Raw genomic sequence first — 18714 nt, 5'->3', positions numbered from 1 at the left:
TAATTGTCAGTCAAAATGTTTCCCAGTTTTCATCTTGTCCGGTCACCGCTGCGCGCGTACGTGCTGTCACGGGCGCCGGGGCTGCTTCGCCGTACACCGATCGCGAGCTGACCGTATTTGTTGTTTTTGAAGTAAGGCGGAACGCCGAGACGGCCATTTTCAGGCGGCTCGCCTGGTCCTCCAGCGCAGCGGCCGCGGCAGCGGACTCCTGCACCAGGGCGGCGTTTTGCTGCGTCACACGATCCATTTCCGATACCGCCAGGGCGACCTGGTCAATACCACGACTCTGCTCATCCGATGCAGAGGCGATTTCACCCATGATGTCCGTCACGCGCGTCACGGCATTCACGATGTCATTCATGGTTTCACCCGCACTTTCCACCAGCACCGAGCCGGTATCCACGCGTGAAACAGAGTCTTCAATCAGAGCTTTGATCTCTTTCGCCGCATTGGCGCTGCGGCTGGCGAGGTTACGCACTTCGCCGGCGACTACGGCAAACCCGCGGCCCTGCTCGCCCGCACGCGCCGCTTCAACGGCCGCGTTCAGCGCCAGGATGTTGGTCTGGAAGGCGATGCCGTCGATAACGCTGATGATGTCGGCGATTTTCTTCGAGCTGTCGGCAATGTCATGCATGGTTTTCACCACGCCGTCGACCACCCGACCCCCGCGCTGGGCGGTATCGGACGCGCTTTCTGCAAGCTGCGACGCCTGACGGGCGTTGTCGGCATTCTGCTTCACGGTCGCGGTGAGCTGCTCCATGCTGGCCGCCGTCTCTTCCAGAGCGGACGCCTGCTGTTCGGTACGGGACGAAAGATCGTTGTTGCCCATCGCGATTTCACTCGTGCCGGTATAGATGGCATCCGCCCCCTCGCGCACGTTGGCGACGGTATCAATCAGCGAACGCTGCATATGGTCGACGCTGGTTGCCAGCTCGGTGATCTCATTGCGGCCAGAAACGGACAGCGTTTTCGTGAGATCGCCCCGGCCAATATCACGGATATGGGCAATGACGCGGCCAAGCGGGTTAAGAAGGATATGACGAATGCCGTACCACACGGCCACCAGCACTATGACCAGCGCGAGGGCGAGAACCGCCATCTGCCATTTCGCGAAACGGTAGTCGTTCTGGCTTTGCGTGAACGCGGAGTGATAAAGCTCGCCGCTGGCTTTAGCGTACTCGCCGAGCGCCGCGCCGAGGGCGTTCTGCATTCCCTGGGTCGGCTGCGCGAAATAGGCGTCCATATTGCCCTTCTCCAGGAACTGCACCAGCTCCGTGAGGCCGGCGAAGTAGGCCTGATATTTTTCATCTATGTTCGCGCTCGCCTGCGCCATTGCCGGCTGAGGGGCGATTTTTTTGAAGGCGTCGTAATGTTTCGCCGCGTCTGCCAGCGTGGCGCGCGCATTCTTCAGCAGTTCCGTTTTTGCGCTGCTCTGCTGGTTATTTGGGTCCATCATCATGCGGGCAGACGAGCGGCTCAGGTTGATACGCGTCTGCAACATCAGATCCCAGGTCGTGGTCAGTTCGCTTTGCTGCATTCGCAAATCGTTCGAGGCCGCGAAGCTGTCCTGGTTCTGTTTTAACGACGAGAAAAAGAGGCCGCCAGAAGTAAGCTGAAGAAGTGCGAAAATGACCAGCACCATCATAAGCATTGTGACAACGCGGATACGGTTCAACATACAACACCTTCTCATAGATTTATTAACGGTGTTATCGGCACAGGCCACAGGAACTTTACATTTGCGAAAGGGAAAAGCGCGGGAGTCAGAATGCGACGTCGACAATCAGCGTGTCGGTGTAGGTTCCGGCAGGCGGCGTGGCCTGGCTGGTCAGAACTTTGGCGGTGTAGTTGTAGGTACGTAAAAGCCCGTCCGTACTGACCTGCGATGAGCTGGCGCTGGCCCAGCGCTCGCTGCCGCTGCTACCCCAGCGGTTGCTGGTCGCCTCTTTGTAGATGTCGTAACTCATGAAGTTGCTGCCGCTGACCATACGACGCACGTTGTTCAGGGCATTTGCCCCATTATTAATGCCTATGGTGTAGGTGCTGCCTTTGGTACAGGTGACGGCAACCGACTGTGAAACGGTGGGAAAATTTTGCACCAGCGGCGCGCTGTTAAAATTCACGTCCGGCGTGGTCATGGTGCTGCAATCGTTGGTGACGGTCATGTTGAGGAGGATCGAGGTGGTTGCCGTGCCGGTTTGCGGGGTCAGGCACGCTCCGACCGCGCCAACGGCGCACACGTTGTAGTTAATGCTGAACGTTAACAACACCTGATACGGCCCGCCGGTGACGTTCTGCCCCATTACGGTCCGGAAATAAAGGGGAATGTTGTAGCGCCTTGAACCCAGCAGCCCGAGCAGCGTGTTTCCGCTCCAGGTATAGGCTTTGCTGATTTGTATTTCACTGTTTCCGCCGCAGCCGGACGCCCCGCACAGGCGCGTAGGAATGACATCGGTAATAGCCGCGTTGTCCGTACGCTTCATGGTCGCCCGGCTATTCGCAAAGACGGATGCCGAAGTGTAATTCAGCGTCACCGAGTCGTTGGTTAACAGGTTGAGAACGGTATCGCAGGTCACCACCAGCGTGCCCGTCGTTTCCACTTCCCCGGTGCCGCTGAGTGCGAACGAGGTGACGCTGCCAAACGAGGCATTCACCGTACTGACGGTACAGGCCGCCCAGCTGCCGCCGGAGCACAGCAGCAGAAGCGCGATTAACAGGCGTCTCACGGCGCCTCCCGACAGGTCAGCGGACCGTAGGTTTGCAGCTTATGCTCAGGGTTTGCGCCAACGGTCAGCGTTGCCGTACAGCGTTTACCCTCCGGGGTGATGACCTCAAGCGGATTCACATCGTTGAGGTTTTCCAGCCAGGCGAGGCCGTCATAGCCGACAACCGCGCTGCTGCGGGATGCGCGTCTGACCTGGCTTCCCACCGGGATCGCATTGCCCTGCGCATCGTGCAGAATGACGCTGGCAACCCGCTCCTGCTCCATCGGGAAATCCACCAGATAACCGTTATGCCGACGAATCGCCACCCGACGCTCGGTCTCTTTCAGCCGGGTATCCGCAGGTAAGTTCAGGGTATCAATGCGGTAGCTTGCCGGGTAATAGGCGGAAACGCCGCTGACCAACAGATAACCTTTGTTATTGGTTTTACCAACCGGCTGGTTTTCGTAGCTGACGGGTACGTCCGGATGTCCGTCGGTGCTGATCACCACAAACGCATCGTTGATTTTGTTCGCCGCAAACAGCTCACCGTCCATCAGCACAACAGAACCCATCGCCTCGCCCCACCAGGTCATCATGCCCTTCTCACCGTAGCCGCCGCCCTGTAGCTCCACATTGTTATTCCGCCAGCCGAGCGTAGCCTGCTGATAGTTACTCGACCGCGACTGGTTGGCCCAGGCCATGTTCCAGCTAAAGCCGCCGTCTGAAGGCATCGAGTGGTTGTAGTTAATGCGTTGAGTGCTGCCTGCGTCAGGGGTGTTTTCAAAGGTGACGGCGGCGCTGTCACGTTCGCCGAGGGGAACCTGCAACGACAGCGCAACCGTCCAGTCGCCCCGCTGCTGGTCACGGCTGGCAGCCAGATAAATACTGCTTGAGCCCCACAAATTACGGCTCCAGGAGAGGTTGAGCAGCTCAGTTTTTTTGCTGTCAAAACTTTCAACCCCGATCCACGCCGCGCCGATATTGCCGTAACCGCCGAGGTTAAAAGTTAAGGAATACTGGTCGGTATTGCGGCTCAGGCTGGCAACGGGGTTATCATTTTCATCATAAACGGTGGGCTGATCGTACAGGGCGAGGTTGCCGAAGCCACGGTCGCGCCGGGTATGCTGGGTCGCTACGCTAAACTCGCTGGTGTTGTACTGATAGCCCCAGTTTATCTGGCCGCCGCTATCGCCGCGCATGCGGCTTTGGGTCCACGAGGTATTTACCACGCCAAAACGCCCGAGCTTCAGCACCGTGCCCGCTCCGCCGAGCGCCAGCGACTCCGCCCCTTCCGCATGCCCCTCCAGCGTCAGCCAGTCGGTCACCCCGTAGCGATACGATCCGCTGCCCGCCGCCGGGCCATAGTCAAAATTCTCAATACCGTAGTTACGCCGCAGGCTGCCCAGCGTCACGGCGCCGTCGCTTAACCCCTGCTTAAGCAGATCGCTGCTGACATAAAACGGCAGCGTGGTACTCACCTGACGACCCAGCGCATCAGTGGTAACCAGCACCGCATCCCCGGCACCGTTGATATACGGCAGATTGGTGAGGGTAAACGGCCCCGGCTGAAGGCGGGTGGAGCCGGAACGGTAGCCATTAATAAAGAGATCGACCGAGGTCGGGACAGCCGCCTCGCCGGAAAACGCCGGCAGCGGCCAGGTCACCAGATCAGGACGCAGGGAGAAGTCGCGCCCGTAGCTGATCCCGCCCATGCGCACGCTGGTGCTCCAGCTCAGCGCATCGCTGATGACGTCCCCGACGGTCCAGGTGGTGGCATCTTCCTCGTTGGTGATCAGAAACGTTGAGTCGTAGCGCACGTACCCTTCCTGCTGCCCGCTGTTACCGGTGAAATTCTGCCGGGCGTAACCCGTCGATGAAAACGAATAATCCTCATTGAAATAGCGGAACTCGTGCCAGACCGACGCCTGGCCGCCCGTGTGCTCGGAATGGTTGGTATAAACGTCGTAATTGAGCAACGCGCCGCGGCCATAGTGCGGCTTGCTATGCGTGTTCTGTTCGCTGAACGGCGTGATCCGCGCGGCGACCCAGTCCCGGGGGACCGTCAGCAACAGACGCTGGGCCGTGCTGTCGTACTCTGCGCGTACCGACGTAAGCGTCGAGAGATTCACCTCTCCGGCAGGCACATGCGCGGGCGGCAGCCCGGCGCGGAGCAAATCCGCGCCCGAAATAAACCAGGCACCCTCGCGCTGCGTCACCGGCACCACCAGACCCGTGTCATAGTGGTTCAGCACCAGGGCGAGCTGGAATACTGCTTCGCCGTTCATCGTCCGTGCATCCGGCGGCGGCGGTAAACTGTCGTCACCGGTTTCGGCAAAGGCGCTGGTACTGACGCAAAGCAGGATCATCATCGCCGGTTTCAGTTGACGGGCGTCGATTGCCATTGCGTATCCCTGGCATTAATTTGCGCGCTCATCCGGTTCGGCTGATAAATCCCTGCCGGAAGCGGCCAGCTTCGGGTGCTGCCTGGCAGCACATAACCCAGCAGCCCCTCGGCAACCGTGCGTTTTTGCCCGCCCTGCTCAACCGCAACCTGGCTGAGCCGGACGTGAACATCCCCCTGATTACGGACCTGAAGCGCGGGTTTCCCCCCCTCCTGAACGACCCGCCAGCTCAGCTGTTGGGTGTTCGCCAGCGCGTGGTGTGCCCCTTCGTTGAGGGTGGGGATCCCCTGCCCATAAACAAATAAAGGAATCGAATAGCGCATTTGCAGTTTGAGGCCCATGGACGGTTCCGCTTTGGCATCCGGCTGGGGAATTTCATCCACAATAATGCGGTAGGCCTGCTCAACCCCCGACGGGATCGTCCCCTGCTTGATCAGGCGAATAAGCTGTTTACTGCCTTTAGCGATAGTCACGATCGGCGGGCTGGCGACCACATCCTGCTGGGCGGTGTAACGCTCATATCCGCCCTCCTGTTTCCAGCGCACAATGCGTATCTGCATTGTCGTGGCGCTGTTGCCCTGATTCTGGATCCACAATTCAGTTGCTCTGGCCTCTGCCGAAAGCCACGGATCGATGGGCCACAAAAGAATGGTTGCCGCTGCCTGCGCCTGGCCCGCTGCCAGAGCCGTTGCCCCCAACAGACCCACCAGGCCTGATCGCCTGAAAAATGGCTTCATCGATGTTCTCCCTTTCCTACCATGACAAGGTCACGGTGAGTTGATCTGAATATGTTCCCGGCAGGCTAAACCCCGTCAGGAGCGCGACGCCAAAAAGAGGCAGCGCGATGTTATTGCTGTTGGTATAGGTAATCGGTATGGCCTGGTTAACGCCAATTTCACTGTTCGCGGCCAGTGAGCTGCTGCTGTAGAGCCGGTAACCGACCACCTCTGTCCCGCCTGAACGCGTCATCCGCCTCACAGAGCTATAATTCTGACCGCCGTTAATGCTCATACTTAGCGCCACACCCGGTGTGCAGGCGATGGACAACGCGCCGTCGGCGACAAAGCTGGTGCTGACCGGCGTGTTGTCCACGCCATTGCGGGTTCCAAAATCCAGCGTCCCAAAGCGCCCGCCCGTGCCGGTACTCACCGAGCATCCTGGTACTACCGTCGCGCTCACCCTGAAGGACTGGGATGTCACCGCCCTGGCGTCGCAGATCATCATCAGCCCGACGATCAGGGCCAAAAAAGGGTGCACGACGCCCTCTGCGCTTTCGCGCAGACATAAACACAATGCCTTCATGGCTGAATCAGTAGGTGACGCTGACGTTAATCGTGTCGGTATAGGTTCCCGGTACAACCGTTACGCTATTGCCGCCGCCCGTTATGCGCCCGTAGAGGGTATAGCTGTTCACCCCGCCCGCTGTGGAAGCTACGGGCAACGCGGCGTTGTTAGCAATCACGTTGTTGTACCCGCTGTCGCTATAGAGGCTGTATGCCACGCCCTGTGCCGCATTGGCGGTGTTCACCAGATATCGGGCGGGTGTGCCGGGGGTGCCGACAACGGTTCCGGGTGCGGTCGCGTTGGTGTTGCCGGTGATCGCCACCGTGTAACTGGCAGTGGTACATTGAATGGTAAAGGTATTTCCGCCGCTGGCCCCGGTTAACTGGGTTGTCAGGGTGGAGAATGTCGCAGGATGGGTCCCGAAATCGAGTGTCCCGAAGTTAATGCCGTTTTGCGTTGGCGAGCCGTTGATCAAACAACCGTTCGTCAACGTCAGCGTCGCCCCGATAGTACCGCTACTGGTGACTGCCAGCGCCTGACCGACAGTCGCCGCCGTCAGCAGTGTACCCGCGCAGATAAAAAGAAGTTTTCTTTTCATTTACCACCCTCCAGAAGAAATAATGGTCCGCTTGCCATATTTTATTCATACTGTTCAGTATGTTAGCCCCGCTTAAACATTCCCCGGCGCGGTTACTGAGAATTTAGTTTATGGTTCACGCTTCAACCACTTTCAACGAAGGTGAGACACCCGCCCCCAATTAACAGACTATTAACAAACATTACAAAGAGTTAGCAAAATAAAACGGGCATTATTCTTGCTTAATCTGAGGATATATCGCGTGTAATGTGATCTGCATCACAATATATCGTTATGATAAAAACAACGAATTTCATAAAAATTAAAAACAAGTTGTAACTCACGCAGCTTTACTTCAATTTATGCCTCGAATATTTTCCTGCGCTTAAATAAAAATTTTGTATGCATCGACGCAGGAAACTCTTTTAGCGCATAGAGGATTTTTTGTGGCAAGTGCAAACAAACTCACGCTCTTCATCGTGATTTTCATGCTGGCGGGTATTCTTTCAGGTGCGGCGATCCATGAGTATGCTTCGTCCGACGCGATACAGGCCTGGTCGGAGAACATTACGCTACTGACCGATATTTTCCTGCGGCTGATTAAGATGGTGATTGCACCGCTGGTGTTCAGCACCCTGACGGTGGGCATTATGAAGCTGGGTGAAACGTCGACGATTGGGCGCGTCGGGGGTAAAGCGATGGTGTGGTTTATCAGCTCATCCGTGCTTTCCATTCTGGTGGGGCTGTTTATTGTTACCCTTGAACAACCCGGCAGCGGTCTGAACCTGAGCATACCCACAGAGACGGTTGATACCGGCCTGGCCGTTAGTGGGATGTCGCTGAAAGCCTTCCTGTCACACACCATTCCAACCAGCATTGCCGGCGCGATGGCGAACAATGAGATCCTGCAAATTGTGGTCTTCTCGATGTTCTTCGGCATTGGCGGCGCGTCACTGGGCCAAAAATTCAACGCCCCGCTGGTCGCGGCGCTGGATGTGGTCTCCCACATTATGCTGAAGGTGACGGGCTACGTGATGTACGTTGCGCCGCTGGCCATTTTTGCCGCAATTTCGTCCGTCATTGCCACCCAGGGGCTGGGCATTTTGCTGAACTATGCCTCGTTTATTGGCGGTTACTATGTGGCGATCCTTCTGACCTGTCTGGTATTGCTGGCGGTAGGTTACATGGTGCTGAAAAAAGAGATTTTTCGTCTGGTGGCGATGCTGAAAGATCCGGTGCTGGTCGCGTTTACCACCAGCAGCTCTGAAGCGGCATACCCGAAAACGCTGGAGCAGTTAGCGCGCTTCGGCTGTTCACGGAATATCGCCTCTTTCGTCCTGCCGATCGGCTACTCGTTTAACCTGGTCGGCTCCATGGTGTACTGCTCGTTCGCCTCAATGTTTATCGCCCAGGCGTACAACATTCACCTGAGTTTCACCGAGGTGACGGTGCTGATGTTAACGCTGATGCTGGCCTCGAAAGGCATTGCGGGTGTACCGCGCTCGTCGCTGGTGGTGCTGGCGGCAACCATTCCGAGCTTTAACATTCCGGTGGCCGGGATCCTGCTGCTGATGGGGATTGATCATTTCCTGGATATGGGACGGTCCGCCATTAACGTGCTGGGGAACGGGATTGCGACAGCGATGCTGTCGCAGAATGAAGGGGCGCGGGAAGCGGAGGCAGAGCTGGTGGAGCAGGAGGCGTAAGGATACAAAAGAGCCGGGTGGCGCTGACGCTTACCCGGCTTCATTTTATGCTACATGATTCGCCGCAATATCCAGCAGCGCCATCTCTTCACTGTTCAGCAGCTTCTCAATATTCACCAGAATTAGCATACGCTCGCCGAGCGCACCCAACCCCGTCAGGTATTCCGTCGACAGCGTGACCGCAAACTCCGGCGCAGGACGGATTTGATCTGCGGTCAGCGACAGTACATCAGACACGCCATCCACCACGATCCCCACCACGCGCTGCCCCAGATTCAGGACGATCACCACCGTGTTATCGTTGTACTCCACATCGCCCTGGCTGAACTTCACGCGCAGGTCCACGATAGGCACAATCACACCGCGCAGGTTGGTCACACCCTTGATAAACGCTGGCGTGTTCGCAATGCGCGTTACCTGGTCGTAACCACGAATTTCCTGCACTTTCAGGATGTCGATACCGTACTCTTCATCACCTAAAGTGAAAACCAGGAATTCCTGCCCCGATGGCTCGCCCGCCAGTTTCGTTACGTTACTCATACCGGTCATGTTATTACCTTTTACTTAATCAGGCGGCTGTGTTCGCCACACGTTGTTCACGATTTAATCCCTGAAGTGCCGATACATCGACGATCAGCGCGACGCTACCATCACCCAGGATGGTGGCAGCAGAGATCCCCGGCACTTTGCGGTAGTTACTTTCCAGGTTCTTAACCACCACCTGATGCTGACCAATCAGCTGATCAACCAGCAGCGCGTAGCGGCGTCCGGCGCTTTGCAGGATCACAACGATACCCTGCGTGGCCTCGGTTTTTGCCCCGTCCACTTCGAACACTTTCCACAGTTCCACCAGCGGCAGATACTCGCCGCGTACTTCGAGCACGCGCTCCCCGCCCGCCAGCGGATGCAGATCTTCTTCACGCGGCTGGAGGGACTCCATCACCGCGTTCAGCGGCAGAATAAAGACTTCGTCCGCCACTTTAACGGACATGCCGTCAAGAATGGCCAGCGTCAGCGGCAGCAGGATACGAATCGTGGTGCCTGCACCCTGCTTAGACTGGATCTCAACGTGACCGCCCATCTCCTGAATGTTACGTTTCACCACGTCCATGCCCACGCCACGGCCGGAAACGTCGGTGACCTGCTCTGCGGTTGAGAAGCCCGGGGCAAAAATCAGCATGCCCACTTCTTCGTCCGTCATGTTTTCGTTGACAGCCATTCCCTGCGAGATCGCCTTCGCCAGAATGCGCTCGCGGTTCAGGCCCGCGCCGTCATCGGTCACTTCGATGCAGATGTTGCCGCCCTGATGTTCCGCTGACAGGATCAGGTTGCCCACGGGCGATTTTCCGGCTGCCACGCGATTTTCCGGCAGCTCGATGCCGTGGTCGAGGCTGTTACGCACCAGGTGCGTTAACGGGTCGATAATGCGTTCGATCAGGCTCTTGTCCAGCTCGGTGGAGCTGCCCATCAGCGTGAGTTCGATCTGTTTGTTGAGCTTGCCGGCCAGGTCGCGCACCAGGCGCGGGAAGCGGCTGAAGACATATTCCATCGGCATCATGCGGATGGACATCACCGATTCCTGCAAATCGCGGGCGTTACGTTGTAACTGGCCCATGCTGGTGATGAGATCGCCGTGAGTCACCGGGTCCAGCTCGTTGGAACGCTGGGCCAGCATCGACTGGGTGATCACCAGTTCACCCACCAGGTTGATTAGCTGATCCACTTTCTCCACCGCCACGCGAATGCTCGTGGACTCGCTGGAACGCGCCGCCGGTTTTTCACCGCGGGCCGGGGCAGCCGTCTCTTTTGGCACGGCTTTCAGTGCCGGGGCAGCGGCAACTACCGCAGGGGTATTCTCTGCCGGAGCTGGCGCTTCAACGGCCGCCGCCTCGGTTTCAAACGCAATCTGATCCGCTTCAATGACGAAGCAGAGCACTGCCACGATGTCATCCTGACCGATCCCGCCGTCAAGCGTCGCGGCCAGGCTGTCTTTGCCCTTCACCACGTTGCTGAGCGTCGCCAGGTTCCCCAGCTCCTCTTCCAGCAGGTTGACCTCGTTCTCCTTCAGACGTGACAGCACCACGCGCAGTTTTCCTGCGGGCGCGTCAGGCGCCGTAGCGGGTTCGGCCACGGCGTCAACAACGCTCAGTTTTGCCGCAGGGACAGCGGGCGCAGACGCCTCACCTTTGGCTTCCAGCGCTAACTGACGCAGCGCGTTGCAGATGTATTCAAAGCTGGCGGCATCAGGCTCTGCCGAACTTTTATAGGCGTCGAGCTGTTCCTGCATAATATCTTTCGTTTCCAAAAACAGGTTGATAATGTCGGTATTGAGCTGCATCTCACCGCGTCGTGCTTCATCCAGCAGGTTTTCCATTAAATGGGTGGTTTCCTGCAAAATGGTAAATCCAAACGTTCCGGCTCCGCCTTTAATGGAATGCGCCGCACGGAAGATGGCATTGAGCTGTTCTGAGTCCGGCGCCTCGGGCACCAGATCCAGCAAATGTTGCTCCATATCGGCCAACAATTCGTCGGCTTCATCAAAAAATGTCTGGTAAAAATCGGTAATATCCATGCTCACGCTATCACCTCGGATTGGCTGGTGGCGATGTTGGAACGGCAGCCGAAGGGACGGCCCCAGGCTGTTTTAAATCGTCCAGTGACTCATTCTGACTTTCGGCGTTTTCATACAGGATGGCCTGCTCCGCCTGCTGGTTCAGCACTAAAAGACTGATACGACGGTTGATGGCGTCATCCGGTCCGCGGTCGGTAAGGCGCATGGTTGCAGCCATGCCGACCACGCGCAGGACCTTGCCATCATCAAGCCCACCCGCCACCAGCTCGCGACGCGAGGCGTTGGCGCGATCGGCAGAAAGCTCCCAGTTGCTGTATCCTTTCTCTCCCGTGGCGTACGGGAAATCATCCGTGTGTCCGGACAGGCTAATTCGGTTAGGAATACCGTTCAGTACCGGTGCAATCGCACGCAGAATATCGCGCATGTAGGGCTCGACATCGGCGCTGCCGGTTTTAAACATCGGCCGGTTCTGGCTGTCGATGATCTGAATACGCAGCCCTTCCTGTACCAGGTCAATTTTCAGATGCGGACGCAGTGCGCGCAGCTTAGGGTCCGCTTCAATCAGCTGATCCAGGTCACCGCGCAGTTTTTTCAGGCGCGCCTGCTCCATTCGTTTTTTCAGCTCGTCGATGTTAGGCTGTTTTTTCACTTCGCCCTGCTGCTGGGTGTAATCATCACCGCCGCCGGGGATCGGGCTGTCGCTGTTCGAAATGCGCGGCCCGCCGGTGACCGCCGTCGCCAGCGGCGTCCTGAAATATTCCGCAATCTGGATAAGCTCTTTCGGGCTGGAGATGGAGATCAGCCACATCACCAGGAAGAACGCCATCATGGCGGTCATAAAGTCGGCGTACGCGATCTTCCAGGAGCCGTGAGAACCGTGCCCGTGCCCCTTATGCTTGCGCTTTTTTACGATGACGATCGGATGGGACTGGTTTTTCATGCGTCCTCAGTTGTCGTCTGTTGGTTGGGGTTTTTCACCGCGCGCACGTGCTCTTCCAGTTCGATAAACGACGGACGTTCGCTGGAGTAGAGCGTCTTACGACCAAATTCGACGGCGATCGGCGGGGCATAACCGTTGAGGTTTGAGAGCAGCGTAATTTTCACGCACTGCATCATTTTGGTGGTTTCGGCGCTCTTCTGGCGCAGCACGCTCGCCAGCGGGGAGATAAAGCCGTAGGCCAGTAAAATACCGAGGAACGTCCCCACCATCGCGTGGGCAATCAGCGCGCCCAGTTCAGCCGCCGGGCGATCCGCCGAGGCCAGGGCATGTACCACGCCCATTACCGCCGCCACGATGCCAAACGCCGGAAGCGAGTCGCCCACCAGCGCCAGGCTGTTGGCCGGCACTTCGGATTCGCTCTCATGGGTTTCAATCTCTTCGTCCATCAGGGCTTCAATTTCGAAGGTGTTCATGTTGCCGCTGATGATCAGGCGCAGGTAATCGACGATAAAATCGAGCATCATCGCGTCGGCCAGAATACGCGGGTAGCTGGCGAAAATTTCGCTCTCTTTCGGGTTTTCGATGTCCCGCTCCAGCGAGAACATCCCCTGCTGACGTGACTTCGCCATCAGGCGATAGAGCAGCGCCAGCAGATCCATATACATGCTTTTGGTGTATTTCGAGCGACGAAACAGCAGCGGAATCGCCTTCAGCGTGCCCTTGATCGATTTACCGTTGTTACCAACGATAAAAGCCCCTACCCCTGCACCGCCGATGATGACAAGTTCAGCCGGTTGATAGAGTGCTCCAAGGTGCCCGCCGGTCATCATGTAACCGCCGAAAACTGTACCGAGAACTACCAGGTAACCTAATAAGATAAGCACGACATCATCCTTCCGCTAGTGACTATGGCAGGACGTTCATTTCGAGCGCGAGACCTGAACGCAGGGTAAAAAAAAGCAGCGGTAATCGCTTACCGCTGCTGGAATCTTGCCCACAGGTTCGGGTTAAACAGCGTGTTCGATCTGTTCATCCAGCAGTTGTGGAATAATATCGGCAGCATCCCGGGAAAGTTTACGTCTTTTTACGGCTCGGGATGGAGGCTGGCACAAACTACAGGCGAAGCTGCCCGCAGGCTGATGCGCGTGGGTAATAAAATTGCCGTCACAGCAGTTGCAGCGCGACAATTCAAGCATGCCGCTTTCAACAAAACGCACCAGCGTCCAGGCGCGGGTCAGCGCCAGCAGAGGTCCCTCTTCCTGCTGCGGGCATTGCTCAAGGTAAAGTTTGTAGGCTTTGATCACGGCATCAACGCCGCTGCATAAACCCGTTTTAAGCAGGTACTGCCAGGCGTTACAGAACATGGAAGCATGAATGTTCTGCTCCCAGGTCATGAACCAGTCAGTGGAAAACGGCAGCATGCCTTTTGGCGGCGGGCTACCACGCAATTCTTTGTACAGCTTGATCAGACGACCACGGCTCAACTGCGTCTCGCTTTCCAGCATTTGTAAACGCGCGCCCAGCGTGATGAGTTCCATTGCCAGCTGGATATCACGGGCTTCCTGAACAATGCTTTTTTCGCTCATTGTTAAGCCCTTTTCTTCCGGGCTACGTCATCAGGCTGGCTGATTTCGTTGAGCAGGCGGGTGGAGAGAAGAATACCGGTGTGGATTTGTTGCAGATCGTCCACGCGGGATTCCTGAGTCAGACGCGTAATGGTCTGCGGGTTATCAAAACGGAACTGGCAGACAAGTTGATTGGTTTCAGCCAGCTTGACCATTTGCGGGAGGGTTAATCCACCCAGCATGGTTGCCATCTCTTCGTTAACACCCAGACGAAACATCGCTGACGGTTTGTCCTGACTAATCAAACGCTGCGCGAGCAATAAATACGACAAATTGATGTCATAAATATGTTTTAGCAACTCGGATGTATGCATTTTTCCCATCCCGAATAACCAACTATTATTTTTATGCGGAAAGACCGCACCCCGTGATGTCGCCGGGAAATCACCCGGTATAAAAAGAAAAGGCCAAATGCATAGTTGAATTTAGGTTTGTACGTCGTAAAGCGCGTGACCGGTTAACATGGCCAAAATGTCGGTTACACATTTTATCTTTTCTTACAAATAACTAAGATTTTTCCTAATTCGACGCAAACTCTACTCGTCAGTTTTGACACATACAATGCAGCCCCCCTGGAATTTAAAAAAAATGTGATCTTCGTCACATAATTTACGCGAATGTAACCCATAAATCCATCAGCATGACTTGTAATTTGACTATTTATTGAGCAACCAAAGCTTGGTTATATTCTTGTGGAACGAATACTCATGCAGAGGGATGAGTGGATCGGGTATGAAAATTGCTATGTCGGAGAAGCGCTGCCCTTCCGCGTCTGAACGGGCGCGAACGTCAGGGAACAGCCAGAGTTAATTAAGTAAAAACAGCAGGTTAAGCTTTCAATTCGAGACAGGAGCTTCCAGGGGTCAGCATCACGCTTGCGTTGACGATCGGTTAACGCGATTTAACAGCATGGAAGGCTAAATGTGTGATTTACGTTAAGTTGTTAATTACTTTCATTTAGCGCCGCCATTTCGTTATTCTTCTTATAAGAATAATTAATGAATAATTATGATAAGGTTCACACTATTGTCGCATGTACCTCTTGCAGAAGCGGCAGATTCGCGGTAAAGCTTGAGAAACGTGTCATTCTGACATAAAAGGAGTGTGTGATGAGTTACTCCCATCTTCTTGTTTCTGTTGCGGTTTCCCCAGAAAGTCATCAACTCGTCGCCCGTGCCGTTTCCATTGCCCGCCCGAACAACGCCCGCATAAGTCTGATCACCCTGGCAGCTGAACCCGAAATGTATAACCAACTGGCAGCGCCTATGCTGGAAGATATTCGTGAGGTTCTTCAGGAAGAAACGCAGCAATTTCTGCGCGAGCTGGTTGAGCGGGCAAACTATCCTGTCCATCAGACGGTGATTGCCACCGGGGAATTAAGTGAACATATTCTCGACATTTGTCGGAAACAGAATATTGACCTGGTCATTTGCGGAAATCATAACCAGAGCTTTTTTTCCCGGGCGGCATGCTCGGCAAAATCCATCGTTTCGTCAAGCCAGGTGGATGTCCTGCTGGTGCCTCTCGGGGGCAATTAATGCCCCCGAAGGAAATCAGGCGAGTTTAGGGAAGGTCGCGATCTTTTTTTGCAGATCACCTTCCTGACTTTGCGGCTGGATCGCGCGTAAATCGTCAATAAAACGCGCCTGCCAGCGGTTGATATCATTCTTGACGATGGTCTCCATCATTTCCGAATGACGTGAAATGCGTTCCGCAAGCGGCATGGTTAACGCGCGATTCAGGGCATTTGCCACGTCATCGCGATCGTAAGGGTTCACAATCAGCGCTGAGGTTAACTCGTTTGCCGCACCGGCAAATTGGGACAGCACCAGCACGCCCGGGTCAGCAGGATCTTGTGCTGCTACATACTCTTTTGCCACCAGATTCATCCCGTCGCGCAGCGGCGTGACCAGCCCGACGTCCGCATAGCGGAACACTTTCATCAGTATTTTGCGCTCAAAATGCTGATTCAGATAGAAAAGTGGAGTCCAGCCGAGCTGGCCATAGCGCCCGTTGATGCGCCCTGCTTCGGTCTCAAGCTGGTGACGAATATCCTGGTAGGCCTGAACCTCACCGCGCGAGGTCGGCGCTATCTGGGTGTAGCGGATCTTGCCATGATGCTGCGGGAATTTATCCAGCAGGGTTTCATAGGCGAGGAATCGCTCCGGCAACCCTTTGGAATAATCCAGTCGTTCAACCGAAAAGATATTCTTAACGTGCTTGAGTTCGTCCTTGAGCTGGGCAAGCTTCGGCGGCAGCGGACCGGAGGCCTGCTCGGCAATTTCGTCTGGCTCAATACCGATTGGGTAGACTTCGGTATGGAAATTTCGTCCCCACGCAGTATGAGATTTACCGCCGTGAGTGACCAGCCGGGTTTTGCCCGACACGCTGTCGAGGAAGGCCAGCCTGTCATTTTCCGTCTGGAAACCGAGCAGGTCGTAATCTGACAGCGCCTCCAGGATCTCCTCGTGCTGCGGCAGCGCCGTAAAGATCTCCGGGGTCGGGAACGGAATATGCAGGAAGAAACCGATTCGGTTATTCACACCCCGTTTCCGCAACTCCCTGGCGAAGGGCAGCAGATGATAATCGTGGATCCATAAGATATCGTCTTCTTCGATCAGCGGCAGTAGTTTATCTGCCAGCAGCGCGTTGACGCGCATGTAGCCTTCATAGGATTCACGCTGGAATTTCACCAGATCCAGACGATAGTGAAACGCTGGCCACAGCACGGCGTTTGAGAACTCGGAATAATATTCATCATAGTCCTTCTCGCTAAGGGCGAAGGAGGCCCACGTGATATTGCCCCGTGACACCTTTTTTAGCGGTTTCTCTTCGTTACTGATTTCCCCGCTCCAGCCAAACCAGAGACCACCCGCGGCTTTGAGGGCACCTAATACCCCGACCGCCAGGCCACCGGCACTGGCTTTTTTATCATCCGGCGGTGCGATGCGATTAGAGACGACGACTAAGCGACCCATAATGATTTCTCCCGTTGTTTTGCGCTATTTGTTGTTGTTGCTGGTTAGCGACGTCAGATATCCACTGCCAGACGCTGGCGACATTATCCAGCCGCCATCCGGCAATGGTTTCACCAGATCCAACCTTGACAGACATGCCCTGGGCCTGGTTTACCACCCTGAACCCGGCCTCGTCGGTCAGGTCATCCCCAAAAAAGACTGGCGTACGCCCTTTGAACGGCGCTTCCGCCATAAACGCTGCAATGGCAGCGCCTTTGTTAATTCCTGCCGGTTTAATCTCGACCACACATTTACCCGGCTGTAACGCCAGCTCCGGATGGGCTTCGGCCACGCTTCTTGCTATCGAAAATATCGCCGCCTCATGATGGGGCGCCTGACGGTAGTGCAGCGCAAAAGCCATGCCTTTGGCTTCCAGTTCCGTACCGGGAAGCATTTCCAGAGCCGAAGAGAGTTGCGCATGCAGCGCCTGAATCAGCGTGTCGGGGAGTGAAACTATATGCAGTTGATCATGGATATCGCGGCGCTCCGCTCCGTGCACACCGGCCAGCGGAAAGTGATAAGGACTGGCGAGCACGTCCAGCTCGGCCATTGAGCGCCCTGAAATCAATGCCAGTGCCCCCTCGTTCTGTCGGGAGAGCTGCTGCAAATTCTCTAACACCGTGTCCGGTACAACAACGTCATCCGGATGCGGTTCAATCCCGGCGAGCGTCCCGTCGAGGTCAAAAAAGAAAGCAAATTTTCCGGGCAGTACAGGCGGTGCGGTTAACAAGTCAGCCACCCTAATCCTCCTTACAGTGAACAAAACAGCCATGTAAGTATAGACAGTGTGACGGTGCTCGCCATTTAGCAACCGGCCCGTCAGCAAAACTGGCGGGCCGGTCAGGGGGTCAACTATGGTTAATAGTTGAGCAGGTTAGTGGCTAAAAATAAATCAGACGGTACGCTTCGCTTTTTGCTTGTAACGGTCGAAGATCACCGCTGCCAGCAGGATCAGGCCGCGTACGACGTACTGAGAGAACGGAGAAATATTGAGCAGGTTCATGGCGTTCTCCACGGTCCCCAGAATCAGGATCCCCGCCACCACATATGAGATTTTTCCGATGCCGCCCTTGAGGGAAACGCCCCCCAAAACGCAGGCTGAGATAACGATCAGCTCATAACCAATGGAGGTCATAGGCTGGCCGCTGGTCATGCGCGACGCCAGAATAATCCCCGCCGCCGCCGATACCAGCCCGGAAAGCACGAAGATAATGATCTTGGTCCGTACGACCGGGACACCCGCCAGACGCGCCGCCTCTTCATTGCCGCCAATCGCCAGGGTATTTCGGCCAAAGGTGGTGCGGTTGAGCAGGAAACCGAACAGGATCAAACAGCCTACCGTCAGCCAGATTGGCGCAGGCAGCCCCAGCCAGTTGGCATAGCCCAGCGTGAAGAAACGCTCGTCTTCGATCCCGACCGCTTTGCCGTCGGAGATGATATAGGCCAGACCGCGCACGATTTGCATGGTCGCCAGCGTCGTAATCAGGGCGTTAATCTTCAGGCGCGCAATGACAAACCCGTTCACCAGGCCGCTCAACACGCCGAGCAGCAGCCCGGCCAGCACGCCGATCCACAGGCTTTCGGTCATGTTGATCACCACGGCAGTGGTGACGCCTGCACAGGCAATCACCGAGGCGACCGACAGGTCAAAATCACCGGAGGCCAGGCAGAACAGCATTCCGCAGGCCACCATGCCGGACATGGAGATAGCCAGCCCCAGCCCCTTCATATTGATGAACGTGGCGAAGTTCGGCACAAAAATCGCGCAGGCGACGAAGAGGGCAGCAAAGACCACCAGCATGCCGTACTGGTCCCAGATGCGGCCAAAACTGAAAGCCGACTTCGGCGCTCCGGATGTAGTAACAGAGGACATCATTGACTCCTTA

At 56.0% G+C, this 18714-nt stretch carries 17 protein-coding genes; 2 read left to right on the top strand and 15 right to left on the bottom strand.

The window, feature by feature from the left end; genetic code table 11:
- Positions 1–10: 10 nt before the first annotated feature.
- From tar to CU081_RS13325, 6 genes are all read right to left on the bottom strand, one after another.
- A complete protein-coding gene (gene tar / locus CU081_RS13350; RefSeq protein WP_022651451.1) occupies positions 11–1678 on the bottom strand; it encodes a methyl-accepting chemotaxis protein II in 1668 nt (555 codons plus the stop codon).
- An 85-nt stretch (positions 1679–1763) separates the two neighbouring features.
- Positions 1764–2726 (bottom strand): Csu type fimbrial protein, encoded by a 963-nt coding sequence (locus tag CU081_RS13345; RefSeq protein ID WP_100185493.1) that lies wholly within the window; start codon positions 2724–2726, stop codon positions 1764–1766.
- Positions 2723–5107 carry a fimbria/pilus outer membrane usher protein gene (locus CU081_RS13340; protein ID WP_022651453.1) on the bottom strand — a complete coding sequence of 795 codons (2385 nt, stop codon included), beginning with the start codon at positions 5105–5107 and terminating at the stop codon, positions 2723–2725. Before CU081_RS13340 ends, CU081_RS13345 begins: the two co-directional genes overlap by 4 nt.
- Positions 5083–5844: a fimbrial biogenesis chaperone gene (locus tag CU081_RS13335; protein WP_022651454.1), complete on the bottom strand. Its 762-nt coding sequence runs from the start codon at positions 5842–5844 to the stop codon at positions 5083–5085. The genes CU081_RS13340 and CU081_RS13335 overlap by 25 nt, the downstream gene beginning before the upstream one ends.
- Positions 5845–5860: 16 nt before the next feature.
- Positions 5861–6409: a Csu type fimbrial protein gene (locus CU081_RS13330; protein ID WP_032609535.1), complete on the bottom strand. Its 549-nt coding sequence runs from the start codon at positions 6407–6409 to the stop codon at positions 5861–5863.
- Positions 6410–6416: 7 nt separating this feature from the next.
- Entirely contained in the window at positions 6417–6989 is a 573-nt protein-coding gene (locus CU081_RS13325) for a Csu type fimbrial protein (RefSeq protein ID WP_003859701.1), read from the bottom strand.
- A gap of 425 nt (positions 6990–7414) precedes the next feature.
- Between CU081_RS13325 and CU081_RS13320 the strand changes: the two genes are divergently transcribed.
- The gene (locus CU081_RS13320; protein ID WP_003859700.1) at positions 7415–8674 is read left to right on the top strand and encodes a dicarboxylate/amino acid:cation symporter; all 1260 of its coding nucleotides are present in this window, start codon (positions 7415–7417) and stop codon (positions 8672–8674) included.
- A gap of 45 nt (positions 8675–8719) precedes the next feature.
- Here the strand turns inward: CU081_RS13320 and cheW are convergent, their stop codons facing one another.
- From cheW to flhD, 6 genes are all read right to left on the bottom strand, one after another.
- Entirely contained in the window at positions 8720–9223 is a 504-nt protein-coding gene (gene cheW / locus CU081_RS13315; RefSeq protein ID WP_003859699.1) for a chemotaxis protein CheW, read from the bottom strand.
- A gap of 19 nt (positions 9224–9242) precedes the next feature.
- Entirely contained in the window at positions 9243–11252 is a 2010-nt protein-coding gene (cheA, locus tag CU081_RS13310; RefSeq protein ID WP_003859698.1) for a chemotaxis protein CheA, read from the bottom strand.
- 4 nt (positions 11253–11256) lie between these two features.
- Positions 11257–12186 carry a flagellar motor protein MotB gene (gene motB / locus CU081_RS13305; RefSeq protein WP_100185492.1) on the bottom strand — a complete coding sequence of 310 codons (930 nt, stop codon included), beginning with the start codon at positions 12184–12186 and terminating at the stop codon, positions 11257–11259.
- Positions 12183–13070, bottom strand: a complete 888-nt coding sequence (gene motA / locus CU081_RS13300; RefSeq protein WP_003859696.1) for a flagellar motor stator protein MotA — start codon at positions 13068–13070, stop codon at positions 12183–12185. The genes motB and motA overlap by 4 nt, the downstream gene beginning before the upstream one ends.
- Positions 13071–13193: 123 nt before the next feature.
- Positions 13194–13772 carry a flagellar transcriptional regulator FlhC gene (flhC, locus tag CU081_RS13295; RefSeq protein WP_003859695.1) on the bottom strand — a complete coding sequence of 193 codons (579 nt, stop codon included), beginning with the start codon at positions 13770–13772 and terminating at the stop codon, positions 13194–13196.
- A gap of 2 nt (positions 13773–13774) precedes the next feature.
- Entirely contained in the window at positions 13775–14125 is a 351-nt protein-coding gene (gene flhD, locus CU081_RS13290) for a flagellar transcriptional regulator FlhD (protein WP_003859693.1), read from the bottom strand.
- Positions 14126–14920: 795 nt separating this feature from the next.
- On the opposite strand from flhD, the gene uspC reads away from it, so the two are divergent.
- A complete protein-coding gene (gene uspC / locus CU081_RS13285; protein ID WP_003859692.1) occupies positions 14921–15349 on the top strand; it encodes a universal stress protein UspC in 429 nt (142 codons plus the stop codon).
- A 15-nt stretch (positions 15350–15364) separates the two neighbouring features.
- Here the strand turns inward: uspC and otsA are convergent, their stop codons facing one another.
- The 3 genes from otsA to araH form a co-directional block, all read right to left on the bottom strand.
- Entirely contained in the window at positions 15365–16789 is a 1425-nt protein-coding gene (gene otsA, locus CU081_RS13280) for an alpha,alpha-trehalose-phosphate synthase (RefSeq protein ID WP_003859691.1), read from the bottom strand.
- The gene (gene otsB, locus CU081_RS13275; protein WP_003859690.1) at positions 16764–17567 is read right to left on the bottom strand and encodes a trehalose-phosphatase; all 804 of its coding nucleotides are present in this window, start codon (positions 17565–17567) and stop codon (positions 16764–16766) included. Before otsB ends, otsA begins: the two co-directional genes overlap by 26 nt.
- Positions 17568–17720: 153 nt before the next feature.
- On the bottom strand, positions 17721–18701 hold the full coding sequence (gene araH, locus CU081_RS13270) for an arabinose ABC transporter permease AraH (protein WP_003859689.1): 981 nt from the start codon (positions 18699–18701) through the stop codon (positions 17721–17723).
- Positions 18702–18714 lie beyond the last annotated feature (13 nt).

The sequence above is a fragment of the Enterobacter sp. CRENT-193 genome (assembly GCF_002787395.1).
GTDB lineage: Bacteria > Pseudomonadota > Gammaproteobacteria > Enterobacterales > Enterobacteriaceae > Enterobacter > Enterobacter hormaechei_C.
This window is presented reverse-complemented; position numbering and strand designations above follow the sequence as displayed.